The sequence below is a fragment of the Pleionea mediterranea genome (assembly GCF_003148745.1).
GTDB classification, from domain to species: Bacteria; Pseudomonadota; Gammaproteobacteria; order Enterobacterales; family Kangiellaceae; genus Pleionea; species Pleionea mediterranea.
In genome coordinates this window covers 89,228-107,784 of the sequence record NZ_QGGU01000005.1, presented here as the reverse complement: position 1 = coordinate 107,784, position 18,557 = coordinate 89,228, and the positions used below count along the sequence as shown (strand labels likewise).

The following is an 18,557-nucleotide window of genomic DNA, read 5'->3' as shown; positions in this document are numbered from 1 at the left end:
CAGGGGATAAGAAACTGGTTGAATGTGTTTCATGCTGTTTTACAAGATAAAACTTAATAAGTAATAAAAATCAGTAGCGAATAAAAATATCCGCAAGGAAAAGTCAGTATGACTAAGTTTGCATCGATGAAACTTAATAAGTCTTGGTTTCGATGATGAAAATCATAGAGATGCTAAAAAATAGCATGGAAGATGACTACTTCTCTTATAACTTCAATGGTCTTTCAGTAGGAATATCAACTGGCAAAGCTTCAAGCCTGTCACTTAACTATGATTTTTGCGCTGATTACTTAAGTGATATTACTGTAATTACTTCTCATTTTAAGGATTTAGGATTAGAGGATGAGCTTTATGCGCTAAAAAATGATAATGAAAAAATGTTAGCAAAACCTTATTTAAATCGCTGGCAGTGGAGTTGGTTCAGTGAAACTTATTCAGTCCAAATTAAACTAAACGCTGATGACTCTAATATAAACCTAGAGCTTAGAGAATTCTTTGATGAGTTTCGAGATCTAAATATGCCGATAAATAGAATTGCGGATGAATTTAGACTCAGTCAAAAACCATTTCAATGTGAGTGGAAAATATTACATGAGCGTTGTTTAAATGAAGCTATTACAGAGTGTTTAGACTCAATGCTCATGCTATATAGTATGTTTATTAATTCCAAAGGGTGCGACAGAGATACATCTGCGGCAATGAGCTGGCTCCAAAAAGCAGCAGATGCAGGTGATGCCTTTGCACAGTACAGAGTTGGTTCAGACTATCTAGATGGACGTTTTGTGCAAGAAAATATAGAGAAAGCGCAGTATTATCTATGCAAGGCAGCAGAACACGAAAACAACCGCTATTCTGCTGATGCTGAGCGAGCATTAGGTAGACTAAGGCAACAAAAGAATAACTAACTACAAGAACCAAGAGCAAACCAAAAGGTCAGATGAACTTGAAGTTTTCGAATGTAAAAATTAGTCCGCAGTTGGCCGATTTGCGAATAGATATACAAGATGTGTCAATTCACATTGACCCTAATAATTATATCGAATGAAATACATATAGCTAACAGTGTTAGTTCATAAAGTTTGCTCTCGCGTACTAACTAGAAAGAAATTAAGGAGATTTATGCCAACTGTTGAAGGTGACTTATTTGTTGTATTGCCGGACGCTTACGTTTAATCAGCGCAAGCCATTCTTGTTGGGTTCTACGGGTCATAGGAGTCTCCTGAAAAAATAAAATCAGGAGACAGTTTAAAAGTTATGGCCTCGCTTACAATGTACAGTTAGCTGGACGCTTACATTTAAAACGCATTTATCAATCAACTAAGGAAGAAGAAGCTTTACTAGTACTTGAACAGTTCTCTGAACGATGGAATGAAAAAAAACCGCAGATAAGTCGCACATGGAATACTCACTGGCACAATATTAACACGCTTTTCAATTATCCCCCTGAAATCCGAAAAGCGATTTATACAACCAATGCGATTGAATCGCTGAATAGCATGATTCGAAAATCGATTAAGAAATGAAAGCTCTTTCCGACAGATGATTCAGCAAGAAAAGTCGTCTACCTTGCGATCATGGATGCGTCTAAAAAGTGGACAATGCCAATCAGAAATTGGAAAGCGGTCTTAAATCATTTTATGATAGTATTTGATGGCCGCTTAGATGAATATGTTTGAACTGACAGTTACACAAAATAATTTACAGGGTCAAAAACTCTGCTTCCCGGAATTAATGCCAGGCGGATTACGCTATCGTAAATCCGCCCTGCAAAATTCGAACAGTCAATTTTTAAATACTGGTTATGTTTACTTCTGAATCTCCTGAATCAAAGAAACTACTGCTGAAATTAGTCGTTTAGGTACATTGCGTAGTGCTTGGCTGTCTTTCTTTTTCACGAAGTTAATTTTTCCAAAGGTTACCGCTTCGTCAAAACTAAAATATGAACGGCACTCCTCCATATTAACTTCAACCATCCACGGGGCATTAGTGTATTGTCGATAGTAATCGAAAATCCATGAACCATCACCGTCTCCTACAACGTAGTTATTATTTGCCATCAACCGCTTGAATTTGCCATACAATGCATCTGTTTTATTGAAGATATCAAGGGTGTTAGATTCCCAATCAATTGCTATATCAGAAAGGTCATTTGCACCTAACTGGTCGATAAAACTCTCAATATCATAGTCGCTCATATGTTCACGCCAGGCGTCGCAAATCTCTTTTGGTGTTTCCGCTGGATGCATCAACATGATTTCGCTATCCTCGAAATTAACTTCTTCATCATCTGCATCAATTAGACTCAGGTCTTCGGAAATTCGGAAGTATGCTTTTTTACCATCCAGGTTATGTTCCCAGATAAATGCCTGACCAACCAGGGACATAATTGGATGTTCGAGGAACAACATTTTCCAACGAGGGGCTGCCCAGGATTTCCCAATATCAAAGGACTCAATAAAGCGATCTTTAAGCGATTTGATCATCGGCTTAACATTTTTCTTGAGTAACTTGTACTGACAATCCGCTGCGGCACGTAATTCAGGATCATCGTCCTTCTTGGCTTTTGGGAGGCTTTTATAAGTTTTTCCTGTTTCATCATCGGTGACTGTCAGGTCGAGAGAGGCCTGCAAATTAACGGTGAAATTTCGCGTACCGGTATTTAACTTAAGTCCTTCTTTACTTAAACCAAAAGTCGGTACAAGTTCATCGTATAACTCAGATAATGGAATTCCCCGTCGTTTTGCGGCAGCTTTTAGTGCATCTTTTGCCGCTTCTCTGACATCCCATGAGTACTTCGATTTTTTATAGAACTCGTCACAAATGTTTAGCGCCATAGTTGTATCCATAACACCCAATACAGTAACTACTTGTGCAGCCCTTAAACGATACTTCTTATGCCAGTCAACAACTAACTTTTGAAGCATTGGAATAGTGTTTTCGTCGGAGTATTCTGTGAGCAAATCAAGTACCCAGAAATCCGATTTATGTCCTTCACCCTTCGCCCATGCTTCGATGACTTTCGTGGCAATTGCTTTTCGCTGTTGCGGATTGATTGTTTCGAAACAAAGACGGGTAATTCTGGGTACACCTCCCCATTCATTTTGGGCCAAAACGATTAGCGCATACTGTAGAATTTCCGAATTCTCTCCCCAGGCTTCTCCTAAATCAGGACTCCACAATCGTTGTAATTTTTTGATGTTGGTTTTATTGATTTTAGATTCGCAATAGGCATGAAGATTGTCTGTTTCCAGAGGATTCGTTCTAATGGAATCACCATTGCTTTCTAGTTTATCGAGATAATGACTAATCTGAACGTCAGTTAGTTTTGCTTTTTTATTACCAAGCAGTTCATTAATGACGTTAGTTGCTTCAGGGTCATTTGTAAGGCTAAGGCTCCATTGCGCTGAGTCTCGCACAGGCTTTTTGGCGTGTACATATAGACCACTGTTATCAATTAATTTACAGGAAACATTGGCCAATCCTTTTGACAAGTATTTTATGGAAGCATTGGATTTTTCAATAAGTTCAATGTTCTCCAAAAGTTGTTCAAATGAATCGTCAGACAGGCATGTCAAAACTTCCAGGCGATTATCTCTATATCTCATCAAATCCTTAAGGTTGTGATTACATAACAAACCAAGAAGCTCTAATGTTTTAGGATGATCCGAGTTCATGTAGCCGAGTGATTCGTTTATTTCTCGTACGTACTGAGTCTTAATGTTGGGCGTATATACATCCCACATGTATAAAGCGGTGTAGATCCCTTCCATCTCAGAATATCCGACGTTCAGGTGTAGATAGTTTTTACGGTCGAATGATTCTATGTTGCTCTGTAACCACTTGTTAAAGCAATCTTTAAGTTGCTCTGCCATAGAAGAATCGTCATTAAGAGATCTTTCGATCTTGGTTAATGCATTGTTCAATATAAAACGCTTTGCTTTATTTGTTATTGGTTGTTCCCAAAGCCATTGCCATTTTTCAATTGGCATTTGGTGAAATATTGGGTAGCAACAATCAAAGGTAATTTCGCAATGTTCGACAAAGAAATCCCAGTTAACTTCTTCAATACTTCTCTTCTTGCCAAAATACCGACCATAGTTGTATCCCAAAGCCTCCTTAGCTTTGAGCTGGCAATCAGCGAGCATGTATTCAATTAATTTAGCATGCCTGATATTTTGAGCATGCTCACGGTGAGTAAATGCGGTAAATTTAACACCTTCCTTTAATCGAAACAGCGCATTACTGACTATTTCGCCTGTAGTTTTGTTGTGGCCGCCTCGAAAGCTGAGAGCAAGATTAGTTACCCAGGTCGCATCATTGGTTTGTTCCAATTCCTTTCTAAGGTACTCAATAAATGATTCTGACTTACTGTCCCCTATGTTAGTCGCGCGATGCCCGTGAGGCTTCAATATCTTGTCCAGCTCATACCATTCTTCTTCCTTCACCTCAGCTGCGCAAAGCTTCTTGTAAGCAGCTTTTTGTTGTTCGTCGGGTAGTTTATTGATAAAGTCCAGGTTAATACATTTAAGTGCACCATAGCCAAAAACGAACTGAGAAATTCTTTCTTTAATGTCTTTGTAAGCGCGACTATCGAACTCGCTTTCTTCCATCAATTTATTCTGTAGAGATTTGAACGCGTTTAAAGAATCGTTGTTTTCTCCCAGTACAACCTGATAGAGAAGACTGGTAACGCGATCGTCATTGAGAAAACCGTCCTTAATGACGTCCATAAGGTAGTTAAATGCCCAATAAATGTTTTGTCTGGAATGTCGTATAACATTAAGAATATCATTAGTTCCAATAAAGGGTTTATACAGGCTAAGTGTTTTATTTATCCGGCTGCCATTCCATTTATCAATAATCAGTAAATGTTTTGGCAGTGATATATTTTCCTTTGCGTTGTCTCTTATGTACTCGTAGATAGCGTCGTCCAGATCCTGATTATCAAACTCCGCTTCAAAATTTGGAAATTTTTCTAGTAGACCCGGAACATTCTGCTCAAGAAATTCAATGGCCTCTTCATTGTATTTTTCTTTAAAAGTACTTTTCTCTGGCGAATAGTAGCTCAATTCTGAGAATTCCTTTACCAGTGAAAACAGTGAAGCTTCTTGCTCAAGCTGTGCATCCTCTTTTTCAATAGTTATAATTTCTTCCGTTAACATATTATCCACCTATTATGTTGAGTTGCTTGTCTATCGTTAAATTGTTTGCGAGGATTTCCTGCCTTATTGCTAACTGCAAAAAAGCCTCTACCTTTTGATTGTGTTCGACGTCGTTGTCAATTAATGTATTCGCCAAATCTGCTTCAGTTTTAAAACCGAGTTCAATCGCATTTTGCTTCCAGTTTGCTAATTCGCTGATTAGCGGTTGGTTCAGGTGCCGAGTACCCAGACTCAAAATCTCGTCAATTATCGCTTCCCATTGTTCTATCCACTGTTCAAAGTTAGTCATTTAGATTACCGTTAATGAATGTATTTTCCTATTGTTAATTACTGAAAGCGGGTAGAAACATAATTGATCATTTTCTGTTATCCATTGCCCAAAAAGCCCCTGAGGATTCGGATAACGCGATAGCATTGTTTTTGTTCTGTTGCCATATCCATCTGCCGGAATGATAAGTTTTAACCTGCTGTCCTGACTTTGGAAAAATGATTCCCATCGATGTTCGTATTGATCGAATTCGAGATTTTCTATAGCACCCACCGGTATAATGGCAAATCGTGTAAAATCTGAAGCAAAGACGTTTTGCTTTTTGTGCTTCATCCAATGCATGATTTGAGACTCAGTATTTTGCTCTGATAACTTTTGACTGATTGAGAATTCTCTTGTTGATTCAATTTGCGTATCTGCTCGCAGAGACAAACGATTATCCTTGTTCAACCAGATATTAGAAAACTGAATATTCTTTCCTTTCAGGTTTTGTAATTGGTATTCACCAATCTGAAGTTCCTGCAACGCATAACGCGCGCGCCATCCCGGTTGCATATTGATATCTCTCGCATCCGATAATGAAAAGTAGCTATCATGTTCTTCGGAATAAAAATAGATTGAATAGCCATGGTAGCCGCTAGCTGTTTCCCATAAGGTGCAAGAGACATAGTCGAGCCAGAGCTTCGGATAACGTATATATAGACTCTTATGTTCACCGGCAAGGTCTTTGAGAGGCTGGGGAAGTCTGGTTTGAGTTAGCGCATTCAAATGTAAATGCAAGGGAAGGATGGCCTTTCTTATTCGTTTGGTATTACTGATGAGTTGGCCGTTTAATTCTTCCTCTAAAAACTGTGTTAAACGGGTTAACATTTTAGAAGGCACAGGGAAATTACTTTGTTTGAGCTCAGTTGCTAATGCGCTGGCTTGTTGAATATGTAATTTGGACATGCCAGATAAGCCGTGCACGATGAGCTCATTGAGCCATAGCAGTGAGCGTTGCAGAGTTTTCAATTGTTCGGGAGACAATGAATTTTCATGGAAGTCGTTTCCTGATACATCTTGATTGCCATTTTGTACCAGAACGACTAGTGCAATGTGCTCACACTTTGCCTTTTTGCAGCTACAGGTTGCGGAAGCAAGGCTTTGGGTTTTAGGAATGTAAACCTCGCAATCTATATTGTCGTAAACAGTTGCGGTTAATGCTTTATCGGTTAATTCAATGTCGAATTTTATTCCTGCTTGTAACCATCGTATCGCGCGCTCGATAGCCGCTGAAGATAAAGAGTCTATGAGCGCTTTCTTATCACTGATTATCCAGGGTTCTCCGGCTTCTTCCGTAGAATCCAGATACTGAGACCAATCAAAGGTCAGCAAGCCAGCTAAGAAACAAGTTAAATGATGACACAATTCAGTTGCTGCGCAGCTACAGGAGAGTCCGTGAAATCCATCTTCTGATAGTTTTTGAGTAAAGCCATCTATTTGCGCACTGACTTCATTTTCTGTGATTTTCCATTGGTCAACCTGTTGTTTCGTTAAAAGTTTTTTGCCTCGACGAACTAGTCCTTTGTTGGCCCAGGTGACAATATATTCTTCAGTCAGAGAATCTAGCCATAAAGCGATGTCTGGATGGCAGCTACCTGTAGGTATGAATTTATCCATCAGGCTGCTCCCATACAATCTGAAACCCACTGCGCGAGTTTATCTGGTGTCATGGCACCAACGGGCATTCCCAGAGAAACGAGAACGCGAGCAATTTCTTCATCGTAACAAGGGGTGTCGGTATTATTTAAAGCAGCGAGCCCTAATAAATGAACTTCGCTTTCTTTTAAATTCTTGATTTCTCGGTAGAGAACTTCAGTCACGCCACCTTCGTAAAAATCACTGTTCACAACAAACATACTACGCTTTGGGTTTGTGACTTTTGAAGCAGCGTAATTGACGGCGTACCCAATGTCGGTTCCACCGCCCAATTGTACAGCTAGTAAATTCTCAATGGGATCGCCTACCTGGTCAGTGAGGTCAACCACTTCGGTATCGAATAAAATTAAATGCGTATTTAGCGAGCCCACACCGCAAAATATTGCAGCGAGTACGGCGGAATGAATAATCGAGGAAAGCATCGAACCACTTTGATCCACAAGAATATATAAATCCCATGGCACCTGTTTGTTCTGGCGCTGGTAAAAATAGAGTTGCTGCAAAATCAGAGAATCGTATTCCTGATTATAGTTTTTCAAACTGCGACGAATGCTTGCATTCCAATCCATATTATTCAGTTGTTTATGGCCACCGTGCTTGTGACGAATGCGCCTGGAACTGAACATTGTCATGACTTTTTGTGAAAGTTGTTGCTCCAGTTCCTCACATACGGTTCGAATAATGCGCCGAACCTCGACCATGGTTTTCTCTGGCAAATGATTTTTAAAAGTGAGTAACGTTTGAACCAGATCAATGTTCGGCTTCTCCTTTCGAAGTACTTCTGGATCGGTGAGTAACTGGGTTAATTGGTAGCGTTCAATGGCTTGCTTTTGTAAATAATCAGTTGTCGTCTTCGGAAATACTTTTCTCACTCTGCTTAGCCAGGTTGCAGGGGCTAATTCACCTTTTTCCATGCCACCAGAACGATCACCGCGGTTTTTATATTCTCGTTGATATAAATACTCCAAAGACTCGTCACGCATTGAGTCTTTTGAACCCAGTTTTTGGGACTGATTACCATCCTGAAGTGATGATGATTCTTTTCCCAATATCAGTCGCCAACGCCTTCTTACTTCACGATTCATCATGAGTCGATCCCCCAGTGAGCTAATTGTTTACTGAGTTCCTGTCTAAGTCTTAACGATAGCTCAAGGTCTTGTTGGTTCCAGTTAATCGGAGCAGAAAAGTTGACAGTCTCTGGATTTTCGCAATCAGAATGCAGAATCAGAGCTTTAGTTAAACTTCTTAGTTCTCTTGGGCTGAGAGATGTAAAAGCCATTCTCAGCGCGGGCAGGAATACTATAAATTCTTCTTCATCACATTGCTCGATAATTTCTGTCAGCATTTCCTGAAGTCTGTTGTCAGAGATAAACCGGCCTTTGGCAACCAGTAAAAATCCCCATAAAAATTCGCCAAGATGAGAAGCATTTAATGCCGCCTGACCAAAAGCAATATAAAACCTCTGCTTTACATTATCGATATTCAATCTCTGGAGATCGTAAAGAATACCAGTGCAAAGACCATTTAACTTTGGCGTGGGAATATCATTGTTTACCTGAATCAGAGAGTCACAAAATGCACCTTTGCTGCACCATGGTGTATCAATTGAAACTAACTGATACATATTAATAATCGATGTGCAAATGACTTCAACTTGCTCTTCGGAAGTGCTATTAAACCAGGGAAGTCTTGCACAAATTCTTTCAAAACAATTCTTTAAGACTTCTTGCACTCCTGAAAGGTTATCAGCAGATAGAGCGGCACGGGCGCGATAGACCACAGCAAGATGATTAAAACCTTCACATAAATAAATGGCTTCAGTTTCTTGATCAATCCAGTGATCAAGGAGTTGCAGTATCGGCGAGATTATATCGTGCATTCCCATTGAAAGTGCCTTGACCAGCAATGGTACTTTATCTTTTCCGTGAATTATTCGTCCCAGGGAATCTTTACTATCCATTTTCATTAATAAAAGGTGTAAAGCGGCCTCCTGAACCGACTCTCCAAGGTATGATTGCTCGATGAGTCGAACCTCTGTTTCTACGCTCCATTGAACGTCCCAAATTTCACGCACACGCTTGAGATCTTTTTGTAATGAAAACTGAGGCCCTGAGTTAAACCACGCGTAAGGAATTTCTAAAAATTCGAGTTGATGAAAAAAATGGGAAACTTGCTGGTGTCTTGTGCTTTTATAGATATCAAGATTTTTCTCCAGGCGATCTGAAGGGTTTCTGGGTAATCGAAATGCCTGACAAGCTTTTCGAAAATCCTCAATGATAGGCGCGATCAAAAGGCCGCTCGCTACCTGACCTTTAGCGTCACCTTGTAATATATTCTTGACTATTTTTTGAAAGGCATCATGATCATAGGACGATTTAACAAAAGCAGTTTCAATGGAATCTTTAAATTCTGTTCGACCAGCTGTTACATTGCGTAAGTTTGCAAGCCTGTTACTAAGGGCTACACTTTCAATGCTGTCCGGAATGGTGGCAGTAAATTTATTTTTTGATAAAGAAGCAAAAACATTGGAGGCAAGTTGACTATGAAATTCTTGCATATTTTCTGGCGTTTGTTTTTTGTTCTTAATACGTTTCCATAGTTCAGAATAGTAGCCAAAATCAGGCATGCCTGCACTATAGCCTATTGTAGAGTTCAGCCTTTGTCTGGAATATGGAATAATATAAATCTTAGATTCAAGTGAGTTCATTCCTGGGAATTCTTCGAATTTTTTCTCATCCAAAGAATTATCTCGCCCCCATGATTTAAGATAATAATTGATTCCTATACCATGGTAACCACCTGTTACGACTAAACATTTTTTTCCTTTGTCGATATGGCGTTTAATTTTTAATGCCATATATTTTTCGCGAGCTAAACAAAGCGGATCCTGATTATTAATTTCATCGTCTCGAACCAGCTGACAGAACTGATGCATATTGTAGAAAAATGGCTCAGGTGAGTTATAACTTGTTCCAGTTTCAAAATGACGATCCCACCATTCATCAAAATCTCGGCAATGTGAAGAAGAGATTAGGTTCTTAATGATGATTTTTTCACTCAGTGCTTCGTCGTCGTAGAGCAGCTGGTCTTCTTTATCACTAAAGCGACTGCGATGTAAATTGATAGACAATTGCGACTGATATGGCAGATCAATAAATTTAGCCGGAATTTTTGATTTAGCTGCAAGCTCAAGGGCATTCCACTCTGGTGACATTTCATCGAATGGGATATAGCAACGATACCTGGTTTTGTTATCTTCCGCTTCCCACAAATTCTTTTTATCGACCACGTGCAAATAAAGCGCAACCGGAGGTTTTGTCTGTTTGCTTTGTAAATCTGAAATAAACGAGGTCGCTTCCGATGGCCCTTCGATTAAAACCACATCGGGTTTAAATTTTCGGAACACCTGAGCGAGTTGGCGGCTGCATTGCGGACTGTGGTGCCGAACAGGTACCCAATAAATGCTGCCCTTTTTCGCTGGATCGAAATTAAACATATCTGTTTTCAAACTGCGCTCAAACTTCTCATTGGTAGTATTCAAAACAGGTCGACCTAAGCGTTACCTGAGAAGTTTTGCCATTCGCTTGAAGAACGTTTTCGTGAAACCGTTTTAAGGTAGCTTTTAAAGCGTTTAATATCATCTTCATCATCCTTAATGACGGTGCCAATTAATTGATCGGCAATATTATGAGGGGTTACCGCGTTATTGCCAAAATAATGGGCGTGAACAGATGCGGTGAAACCCACTTCTATTGCTTCGGCCATTGACATAATAGCATTAGGTTTATCGATTGCCTGACCTTCGACAGAACCTTCTCTTAAATCCTTAAACGCTGTTGCAAGAACCTCGGTTACCTGATTATCCAATTGTATGGCAATGTTCTGGCTTTCTAATTGTTTATTGACTTCACCATTGATCAGGGAAACTTGATCACTCAGTTTAGAAAGCGGGTGCATCGTTAAAAAGTTAAATCGCCGTTTTAATGCCGAAGACATTTCATTAACGCCTCTGTCTTTGAGGTTTGCAGTGGCAATAATATTGAATCCTGGTTTGGCTAATTGAAAACTTAATTGCTCATCGGCAATTTCTGGAATGTGCAGGATTTTGTCTGACATCACCGGGATTAAGTTATCCTGGATTTCTGTAGGGCAGCGGGTGAGTTCTTCAAATCGCATTATCTGACCCTGCAACATACTTTGGTACAATGGACCCGGAACGAGGGCATCTAAAGAGGGGCCCGATTTAAGTAAAAGCGCGTAGTTCCAGCCGTAACGAATATTTTCTTCAACGATGCCTGCGCTGCCTTGCACTGTCAATTTGCTATTTCCACTGATGGCGGCAGCGAGTAGTTCGGACAACATTGATTTTGCGGTACCTGGCTCCCCGGCGAGTAAAAGGCCTCTTTGGCCTATGAGGGTGACGATTGCTTTTTCGATGATATCGTCATTACCGTAAATTTTTCGTGATATGGTTTGGCCATTAATTTCTCCGCCGAGTATAAATAAGCGGACCATTTCGGGACTCAGTGACCAACCTGTGGGCTTTGTAGCTTTATCGACCTCTTTTAATCGCTCTAATTCCTTGCTGAATCCATCTTCTGCTGGTAGACGTTGCACATTTTCCATAAATATTCCCACTTTTTCCGAAATTCGCTGATGACTATCGGCCATAAAAGCTTTCGTGCTCGTTGAAAGTTCCCGCCACAATTTAGTCGAATTAGCAATCTAACCCACGGATTCACATCTGTCTATCCATAGCAAAGTGATTTTTGTCCAAAATCAACTCAACCTGACAAATTGTCAACTGGTTCACTCTCTATTTAGGGTATAGTTGACGCATAATAGGTATCTTTATTGATCAGTTGAGGCATGAAAACAGGGATATGAATAGCAAAACTATCAAACCAGCAAGCTCATTAAAGCGACAGTCATTTTGTTAGTGGTAACCTAAGCTGTACTACCCATCTTTTTCGTCTACCTTCAATATTTTGAAATTGGCGACAAAAAGTATAACCAGGCGCTGAAGGAAGACGCCGAAAACAAAAGCAACAATTTTTCTTGCTATGGAAAATGTATCTGATGTATCAGCGGTTTCCTATCAAAAAGGGGCTGGAGCATCCGTATGCTTTAACATCCCGTGAAGGTACACCCTATACGATTAAAAGTTACAGCGAATCGCGTAAACGAGCAGTTAAACGAATCGGCTTGGAATATAGCAAAGAAGCCTGTACAACATCTCACGCTGATCGTCACCGTTACGGCCAGAATTTAGCTGAATCAGGTGTACCTTCGATTATTATTAAAACAGCTATGCATCATGCGTCTATCGAGAGCCAACAGATTTATACACAACCAACCGAAAAGAAAGTCCGTCGCCAATTAAAAAATGCGGAACAAACCGCTTTGATCAACTCTAGTATTAATTTGCAGTTTTTATTGGAGGCCAAATGAAATCTTACAAAAATAAGTACACATATTCTGAAGCACAAAAAAAAGTTCAAGAAATGGGAATTGAAACATCTAAGGAATACAAAGAGAGATATAAAGAAGACCCCAGATTAATATTAAATGCGGGTAGAGCATATCCGGGTGAATGGTTTCAAGTATTAAAGCCAGTTACCCGGTGTGACTTCATTTTGCAGCGTACCTAGTTGTTCTTTTAAATTTAACAACTGTTCTTCCCAATAACGAGTGGTATTAAACCAGGGAAAGTTATGTTTAAAACTTGGGTCATCCCAGCGGTTTGCCAGCCAGCCCATGTAATGCATCATGCGCATGGCGCGCAGTGGTTCTATTAATTGCAATTCTCGATCATCAAACTCTCGAAACTCTTCATAACCATCAAGGATCGCATTGCGCTGATTGATTTTTTCATCATCATCGCCGGTGATCAGCATCCATAAATCTTGAACCGCGGGGCCGGTGCGTGAGTCATCCAGATCAACAAAATGTGGGCCGTCGTCGGTCCACATGACATTGGAAGGATGACAGTCGCCGTGAATACGCAGTTGTGTAATATCAGAAAAACGATCAAATCGTTTGACGCACTCATCGATCAGTGGCCGACAAACACTGTCCATGGATTCTTTTAATTCGCGTGGAATAAACTCATGTTCGGTTAAAAACTGGTAACTATCAATGGCGTACGATTTTGGCGTGATGGTCCAGCGGGTTTTAAAATTTTCTATTTCGCCGACATTGTGAATGCGGGCAATAAATCGACCAAGCCAGGTTAATGTTTTTTCATTATCCAGATCAGGATGGCGACCACCGTGATTTTCAAATACCGAAAAACGAAAGTCGTTAAAGTGATGCAAGGTTGACTGATTGATTTTCATTGGAGGAACAACCGGAATTTCTGCGTCGACCATTTGCTCAGAAAAATGATGTTCTTCGAGAATTTGTTGATCGCTCCAGCGCGATGGCCGATAAAATTTAACAACAAACTTGGTATTATCTCTATCACGAAACTGATAGACGCGATTTTCGTAGCTGTTCAGTGGCAATAGAGCTGCTTCTGCAATAACGTCAATGCTTTCTAGAGCATCTAGAATAGTATTGGGATCGAGTTGGTAAAAATGCGTCGGTTGTTCGTTCATATTAAACCTTAATGCTGGTCCAGCCGCGATTATTCCACAGCCAGACATAAATGCCCGCCTGAATGCCGCGATAAATAAACTGCATTATCCAGATGGCAGTAAGCCCAAGTCCCAATACCGGTCCCATTAAATACGCCAGTGGCAAAAAGATCAGCCATTGCATAATTAATGAAACTTTTAGTGTTGCTTTGGTTGCGCCAGCGCCTTGTAATGAATTCATTAATACCAATCCCATGGCATCGATCATAATACCAATACCCACAAGTCGCAGTGGCAGTGTACCAATTTCTATCGGTTTCGGCTCATGAATAAACAGACCGAGCAAAAACTCGGGCACTATGATCATCGGCAGGCCAATCAGAAACACAATCGCCATTGCCAGTTTTACCGTATCCCATGCCCACCGGTGAGCATCTTCCGGATCGTCTTTTCCAAGAGCATGGCCCACCAGTGTCGCCGATGAAATACCAAACGCGATACAGGGTAAAATAGCGACCAATGTAATATTGGTGAGAACATTGGCGGCGGCGAGCTCGTGCGTTCCTACCTGACCAACAATCCAGAATAATGTGGTAAAACCGAGTGCAAAAAATAATTGCTGAATGGATGATGGGATCGAAATTTTAATTACGGTTAGCAGCGTTTCTTTTTTCGGCAGGTGCAAGCCAAAACCGTATTGACGGGTATGGCGAGTGGCCAGAATACTATAGATTACTGTGCCGCCAAACATGGAAATGGCGGTACCCATTCCGGCGCCCATTACTCCCAGTTCCGGAAAACCAAATTTGCCAAAAATAAGCACGTAATTCAGGCAAATATTTAAGCTGTGCATCAGTAACAGAGTGGTCAGATAAAACCGGGTTTTTTTGATCGCACTCCAGTAACCACGATAACAAAAATTCATGCCCACAAACATAATGGCTGCGAGACGAACTTGCAGATAGTCGGTGCCGTGTTTGACCACTTCGGGATCATCATTTAACCAACCGACAATATTTTCAGCGTAGGCAATTAAAAAGATTGAAACCGGAGTCGCAATACAAAAAATAGTCAGTAATGCGCCATTGAGTGGGTTCGCTACTTCCTGAGTGCGGCCCTGTCCCATGCGCCGGGATACCATTGCCTGTACGCCTGCTGACATACCCATAAATGCAGCAGCAGCAACAAAGTTGATAAAGCTGGCCAAACCAACCGCGGCCAGTTGCGCAGTACCCAGATAACCCACCATGGCCGCATCGACCAGATTGAGGACGTTTTGTGACATCATGCCGCCAATAATCGGCAAAGCGATGGTTAGTATGTGTTTATAACGATCTGTTTGATGCACAAAACTCACTCAATTGTATAACGAATAATAATCAGCGCACATGGTAACAGGAAACCGTATTGACACTAAGGCTCAAATGTAAAGGTTGGTGAATTTGCTGTTTTAGAGACGATACAGAGTAATGCACGCTGATTTTAAGTTTTCTGGATAATTTGTAGGTTAATCCTGTTAGATGATTAGGCTTTTAAAATGGAGATAAACATAGCCAATTCGTCTTGATTACCCGGTTTAAACGACTTTTTTCATTTTATTTCAATAGATTGGCGCACAAAGGTTGAAATATATGGCAGCGATACCATGCTATATAAGATTGGGAAAACACAGGGGCTTTTCGATTCGGTGATGGCTCCGGTGCACAATTAACAATGATCTTGCGATGAACAGGGTCGTCCATCACCGCTCTACAACGAAAAGCTGTCCGTTACAACAGACGTTAAGCATGGTGTTTTGTGTGTCTGTTATCAACGAAGGGGGAGTTGTTCGTGTCTATTAAACAATTGGTGGATCGCCATATGAAGGTGCATCCCGTCGTTTTTTTTACGTCCGTCGCACTTATTTTTATTTTTGTACTGGGTACCATATTTAATCTCGAAACTGCGACTGAATTATTCAATGCCACAAAAGAGGGTATTACCAGCTACTTTGGCTGGTTTTTAATATTAGCGGTTCAATTATTTTTGATTTTTGCCGTGTATATGGCGGTGAGTCGTTATCGACATGTCCGGCTAGGCGGCGATGACGCCAAGCCCAGCTATTCCTTTTTAAGCTGGCTTGCCATGTTGTTCAGTGCCGGTATGGGCATTGGGCTTATGTTCTGGGCGGTTGCCGAACCCATTTTTCATTATGGCAGCCCGCCTCGCGGTGAAGGCGGCACCATGGAAGCCGCTTCACAGGCTATGGACATTACGTTTTTGCACTGGGGATTACACGCCTGGGCAATTTACGCGGTGATCGGACTGACACTGGCTTACTTTACCTTTAATCGCGGAATGCCATTGTCGATACGCTCGGCTTTTTACCCAATATTAGGTGAAAAAATACACGGCTTCTGGGGCAACCTGGTGGACATTATTGCCGTGGTAGCGACGTTGTTTGGTGTGGCAACATCGCTGGGGCTGGGGGTTGATCAGGTTAATGCCGGCTTGAATCATTTGTTTGGTATTTCCCAGTCGGTGTGGATGAAAGTCTTGTTGATAGCCATTATTACTGCTTTTGCCACTGTTTCGGTGGTCAGCGGGCTGGATAAGGGCATTAAGCGACTCAGTCAGTTGAATTTAATGTTGGCGGCACTGTTGTTGTTGTTTGTTATTTTGCTTGGACCCACGCTATTTATTTTGAAAAGTTTTGTGCAAAACACCGGACACTATTTGCAAAATTTATTTGAGTTATCGAGCTGGTCAGAAGCTTATCAAGCGGAGTCGAACTGGCAGGGCAGTTGGACAGTATTCTACTGGGCCTGGTGGATTGGCTGGTCGCCATTTGTTGGGGTGTTTATTGCCCGAATTTCCAAAGGACGCACCATTAAAGAGTTTGTGCTGGGTGTATTGCTGGTGCCTTCGTTAATGACTTTTTTATGGATGAGTGGCTTTGGTGGTAACGCTTTATATTCTGCAATATTTGGTGATGCCAGTATTGTTGCAGCGGTGAATAACGATTACGCCATGAGTCTGTTTGCCATGCTGGAACAGTTGCCCTGGTCATTAATTACCAGTTTGATTGCCATGTTTCTGGTGGTGATTTTCTTTGTCACCTCATCTGACTCAGGGTCTCTGGTAATTGATATGTTAAGTTCCGGTGGCCATCTTAATCCACCTACGGCGCAACGTGTGTTTTGGGCGGTTACCGAAGGTGTGGTTGCAGCGGTACTTATGTTGGGCGGTGGACTGGTTGCACTACAAGCGGCAGCCATTTCAACTGGCTTACCTTTTGCGGTAGTGTTGCTGCTGATGGCATTTTGTTTGTTCAAAGCTTTACAGGAAGACTATGTCACTCAGCATATTTATCCTCGAGTGGATAAGGAGTCGCCTCATGTTTAAGACAAGCATTGATAAAGCAACTGTTTATAAAGTAACTATTCTATTGACCGTTTTGAGCTTGAGCGCCATTGGGAGTGTTCAAGCTTCCGATGCGGAGTCGGGGCAAAAGGTAAAGTCATCAGATACCTCAAACCTTAAAGCACTTGAAAAGCGCATTGATGAGTTAGAAAAAAAGCTCAGCCGAACGTCGGTAAACCTTGAAAAAAATTCAAAGGATCAAAGCGCTGAAAAAAAATCGAACCAGCAAAGTTTTCAGTCGCCAGCCGACTCAGGTGCCAATGCACGATTGAAAAAGCTTGAAAAGCAGGCTAAAGAAAATCAAAACTGGCCAATCAAAGTACACGGTGCGGTTCGTTTTCAATACGTGTATGAAGATTATAATCGTGCCAATGAAAGTCGAACCGGGGATCTGGATTTTGATATTTTTCGGTTAAACTTTGATGGTGAAATTGGCGATGTGATTTTGTCCGCCGAGTATCGTTGGTTCCAGTATCAGGAAGCCGTTAAACACGCCTACTTTGGTTACAATGTTACCGATAACTGGCAAGCGCAGGTGGGCGTTATAAAAGTGCCTTTTGGTAATATGCCTTACAACTCGCACAGTTATTTCTTTAACTCAACCTTTTACGTGGGGCTGGAAGATGAGCACGACAGTGGTTTTAAAATGCGCTATCGAAGTGACGACTGGGATTTTGATATTGCGTTTTTAAAATCCGACGAACAGGGCGGCGTTGATGGTTTTGTTAATGATCGAACCGAGCGTTACAACTACGATACCGTGGGCATTCGATTAGCGGGCGAAGGTATTTACGATGTGCCGTCACTTGCGGTTGGCGAAAGCAACAGCTACGCGTTACGTGGTGCGCACAAGTGGACTTTTTCAGACGATGAAAATCTGGAACTTGGCCTGTCCGTGCAAGGCGGTAATCTCTATTCTGGAAACATTGATGCGGCCAGCCCCGTAGCCCAGTATGCCAACGACAATATGGGAAATCGTCAGGCTATCGCTGTTCATGGTATTTATAATCTTGATCGGTGGAATTTTCAGGCACAACTGGCAGATTATAATTACGATTTAAAAGTCGATAACACTGGCGTTGTGATGGCGGCTTATTCGTTTTACGACACCATTCCGAGTGAAGCCAGAGTCTACACCGCCAATGTCGCCTACACCTTGCCGGTCTCTCTTGGGCCAGCGAGCAGTCTGACGTTTTATAATGATCACAGCATCATTACCGATAAACAATCATTACAGAATGATACCTGGATGAATGTGCTGGGTGTCGCGGTCGCTGCCGGTGGTGGGTTTTATACTTACGTTGATTATGTGCGTGCCAAAAACCAGCCGTTTATTGGCGGTTCAATTGCCAGTGATACAGGTTCAGTGAACAACCGGTTTAATATTAATTTTGGTTATTACTTTTAACGTTATTTTTTTGATGACATGTATACCATTGAAAAATAATT

12 protein-coding genes and 1 pseudogene are annotated in these 18,557 nt (G+C 41.3%); 5 read left to right on the top strand and 8 right to left on the bottom strand.

Annotation, left to right across the window (positions count from 1 at the left end; translation table 11 throughout):
- Nucleotides 1-152: 152 nt before the first annotated feature.
- Nucleotides 153-905 (top strand): tetratricopeptide repeat protein, encoded by a 753-nt coding sequence (locus C8D97_RS07650; RefSeq protein WP_109763177.1) that lies wholly within the window; start codon nucleotides 153-155, stop codon nucleotides 903-905.
- A 390-nt stretch (nucleotides 906-1,295) separates the two neighbouring features.
- A pseudogene (locus tag C8D97_RS07645) lies at nucleotides 1,296-1,676 on the top strand (transposase); the annotation flags it as partial.
- 129 nt (nucleotides 1,677-1,805) lie between these two features.
- Here the strand turns inward: C8D97_RS07645 and C8D97_RS07640 are convergent.
- Genes C8D97_RS07640 through C8D97_RS07615 form a run of 6 tightly spaced genes read right to left on the bottom strand, consistent with a single transcriptional unit; the run spans nucleotide 1,806 to nucleotide 11,799 of the window.
- Nucleotides 1,806-5,162, bottom strand: coding sequence for a DUF4132 domain-containing protein (locus C8D97_RS07640; protein WP_109763176.1), 3,357 nt, complete (start codon nucleotides 5,160-5,162; stop codon nucleotides 1,806-1,808).
- 1 nt (nucleotide 5,163) lies between these two features.
- On the bottom strand, nucleotides 5,164-5,451 hold the full coding sequence (locus tag C8D97_RS07635) for a hypothetical protein (protein ID WP_109763175.1): 288 nt from the start codon (nucleotides 5,449-5,451) through the stop codon (nucleotides 5,164-5,166).
- Complete coding sequence (locus C8D97_RS07630; RefSeq protein WP_109763174.1) at nucleotides 5,452-7,089, bottom strand: hypothetical protein; 1,638 nt, start codon at nucleotides 7,087-7,089, stop codon at nucleotides 5,452-5,454. It lies immediately after the preceding gene.
- Nucleotides 7,089-8,216 carry a VWA domain-containing protein gene (locus tag C8D97_RS07625; protein ID WP_109763173.1) on the bottom strand — a complete coding sequence of 376 codons (1,128 nt, stop codon included), beginning with the start codon at nucleotides 8,214-8,216 and terminating at the stop codon, nucleotides 7,089-7,091. The genes C8D97_RS07630 and C8D97_RS07625 overlap by 1 nt, the downstream gene beginning before the upstream one ends.
- Nucleotides 8,213-10,669 (bottom strand): DUF5682 family protein, encoded by a 2,457-nt coding sequence (locus C8D97_RS07620; protein ID WP_109763172.1) that lies wholly within the window; start codon nucleotides 10,667-10,669, stop codon nucleotides 8,213-8,215. Before C8D97_RS07620 ends, C8D97_RS07625 begins: the two co-directional genes overlap by 4 nt.
- Nucleotides 10,670-10,680: 11 nt before the next feature.
- Nucleotides 10,681-11,799: an ATP-binding protein gene (locus C8D97_RS07615; protein ID WP_210204887.1), complete on the bottom strand. Its 1,119-nt coding sequence runs from the start codon at nucleotides 11,797-11,799 to the stop codon at nucleotides 10,681-10,683.
- 408 nt (nucleotides 11,800-12,207) lie between these two features.
- On the opposite strand from C8D97_RS07615, the gene C8D97_RS07610 reads away from it, so the two are divergent.
- Nucleotides 12,208-12,579 carry a tyrosine-type recombinase/integrase gene (locus tag C8D97_RS07610; protein ID WP_170115180.1) on the top strand — a complete coding sequence of 124 codons (372 nt, stop codon included), beginning with the start codon at nucleotides 12,208-12,210 and terminating at the stop codon, nucleotides 12,577-12,579.
- Between the two features lie 155 nt (nucleotides 12,580-12,734).
- Here the strand turns inward: C8D97_RS07610 and C8D97_RS07605 are convergent, their stop codons facing one another.
- Nucleotides 12,735-13,727 carry a serine/threonine protein kinase gene (locus tag C8D97_RS07605; RefSeq protein WP_109763170.1) on the bottom strand — a complete coding sequence of 331 codons (993 nt, stop codon included), beginning with the start codon at nucleotides 13,725-13,727 and terminating at the stop codon, nucleotides 12,735-12,737.
- A gap of 1 nt (nucleotide 13,728) precedes the next feature.
- A complete protein-coding gene (locus C8D97_RS07600) occupies nucleotides 13,729-15,054 on the bottom strand; it encodes an MATE family efflux transporter (RefSeq protein ID WP_109763169.1) in 1,326 nt (441 codons plus the stop codon).
- 482 nt (nucleotides 15,055-15,536) lie between these two features.
- On the opposite strand from C8D97_RS07600, the gene C8D97_RS07595 reads away from it, so the two are divergent.
- Together C8D97_RS07595 and C8D97_RS07590 are read left to right on the top strand one after the other, a co-directional pair.
- The gene (locus C8D97_RS07595; RefSeq protein WP_109763168.1) at nucleotides 15,537-17,090 is read left to right on the top strand and encodes a BCCT family transporter; all 1,554 of its coding nucleotides are present in this window, start codon (nucleotides 15,537-15,539) and stop codon (nucleotides 17,088-17,090) included.
- Entirely contained in the window at nucleotides 17,083-18,516 is a 1,434-nt protein-coding gene (locus C8D97_RS07590; protein WP_210204886.1) for a hypothetical protein, read from the top strand. Before C8D97_RS07595 ends, C8D97_RS07590 begins: the two co-directional genes overlap by 8 nt.
- Nucleotides 18,517-18,557 lie beyond the last annotated feature (41 nt).

Coding starts and splice junctions, on each gene's coding strand:
- C8D97_RS07650 (WP_109763177.1), top strand. CDS start 153: ATGATGAAAATCATAGAGATGCTAAAAAATAGCATGGAAGATGACTAC.
- C8D97_RS07640 (WP_109763176.1), bottom strand. CDS start 5,162: ATGTTAACGGAAGAAATTATAACTATTGAAAAAGAGGATGCACAGCTT.
- C8D97_RS07635 (WP_109763175.1), bottom strand. CDS start 5,451: ATGACTAACTTTGAACAGTGGATAGAACAATGGGAAGCGATAATTGAC.
- C8D97_RS07630 (WP_109763174.1), bottom strand. CDS start 7,089: ATGGATAAATTCATACCTACAGGTAGCTGCCATCCAGACATCGCTTTA.
- C8D97_RS07625 (WP_109763173.1), bottom strand. CDS start 8,216: ATGATGAATCGTGAAGTAAGAAGGCGTTGGCGACTGATATTGGGAAAA.
- C8D97_RS07615 (WP_210204887.1), bottom strand. CDS start 11,799: ATGGCCGATAGTCATCAGCGAATTTCGGAAAAAGTGGGAATATTTATG.
- C8D97_RS07610 (WP_170115180.1), top strand. CDS start 12,208: ATGTATCAGCGGTTTCCTATCAAAAAGGGGCTGGAGCATCCGTATGCT.
- C8D97_RS07605 (WP_109763170.1), bottom strand. CDS start 13,727: ATGAACGAACAACCGACGCATTTTTACCAACTCGATCCCAATACTATT.
- C8D97_RS07590 (WP_210204886.1), top strand. CDS start 17,083: ATGTTTAAGACAAGCATTGATAAAGCAACTGTTTATAAAGTAACTATT.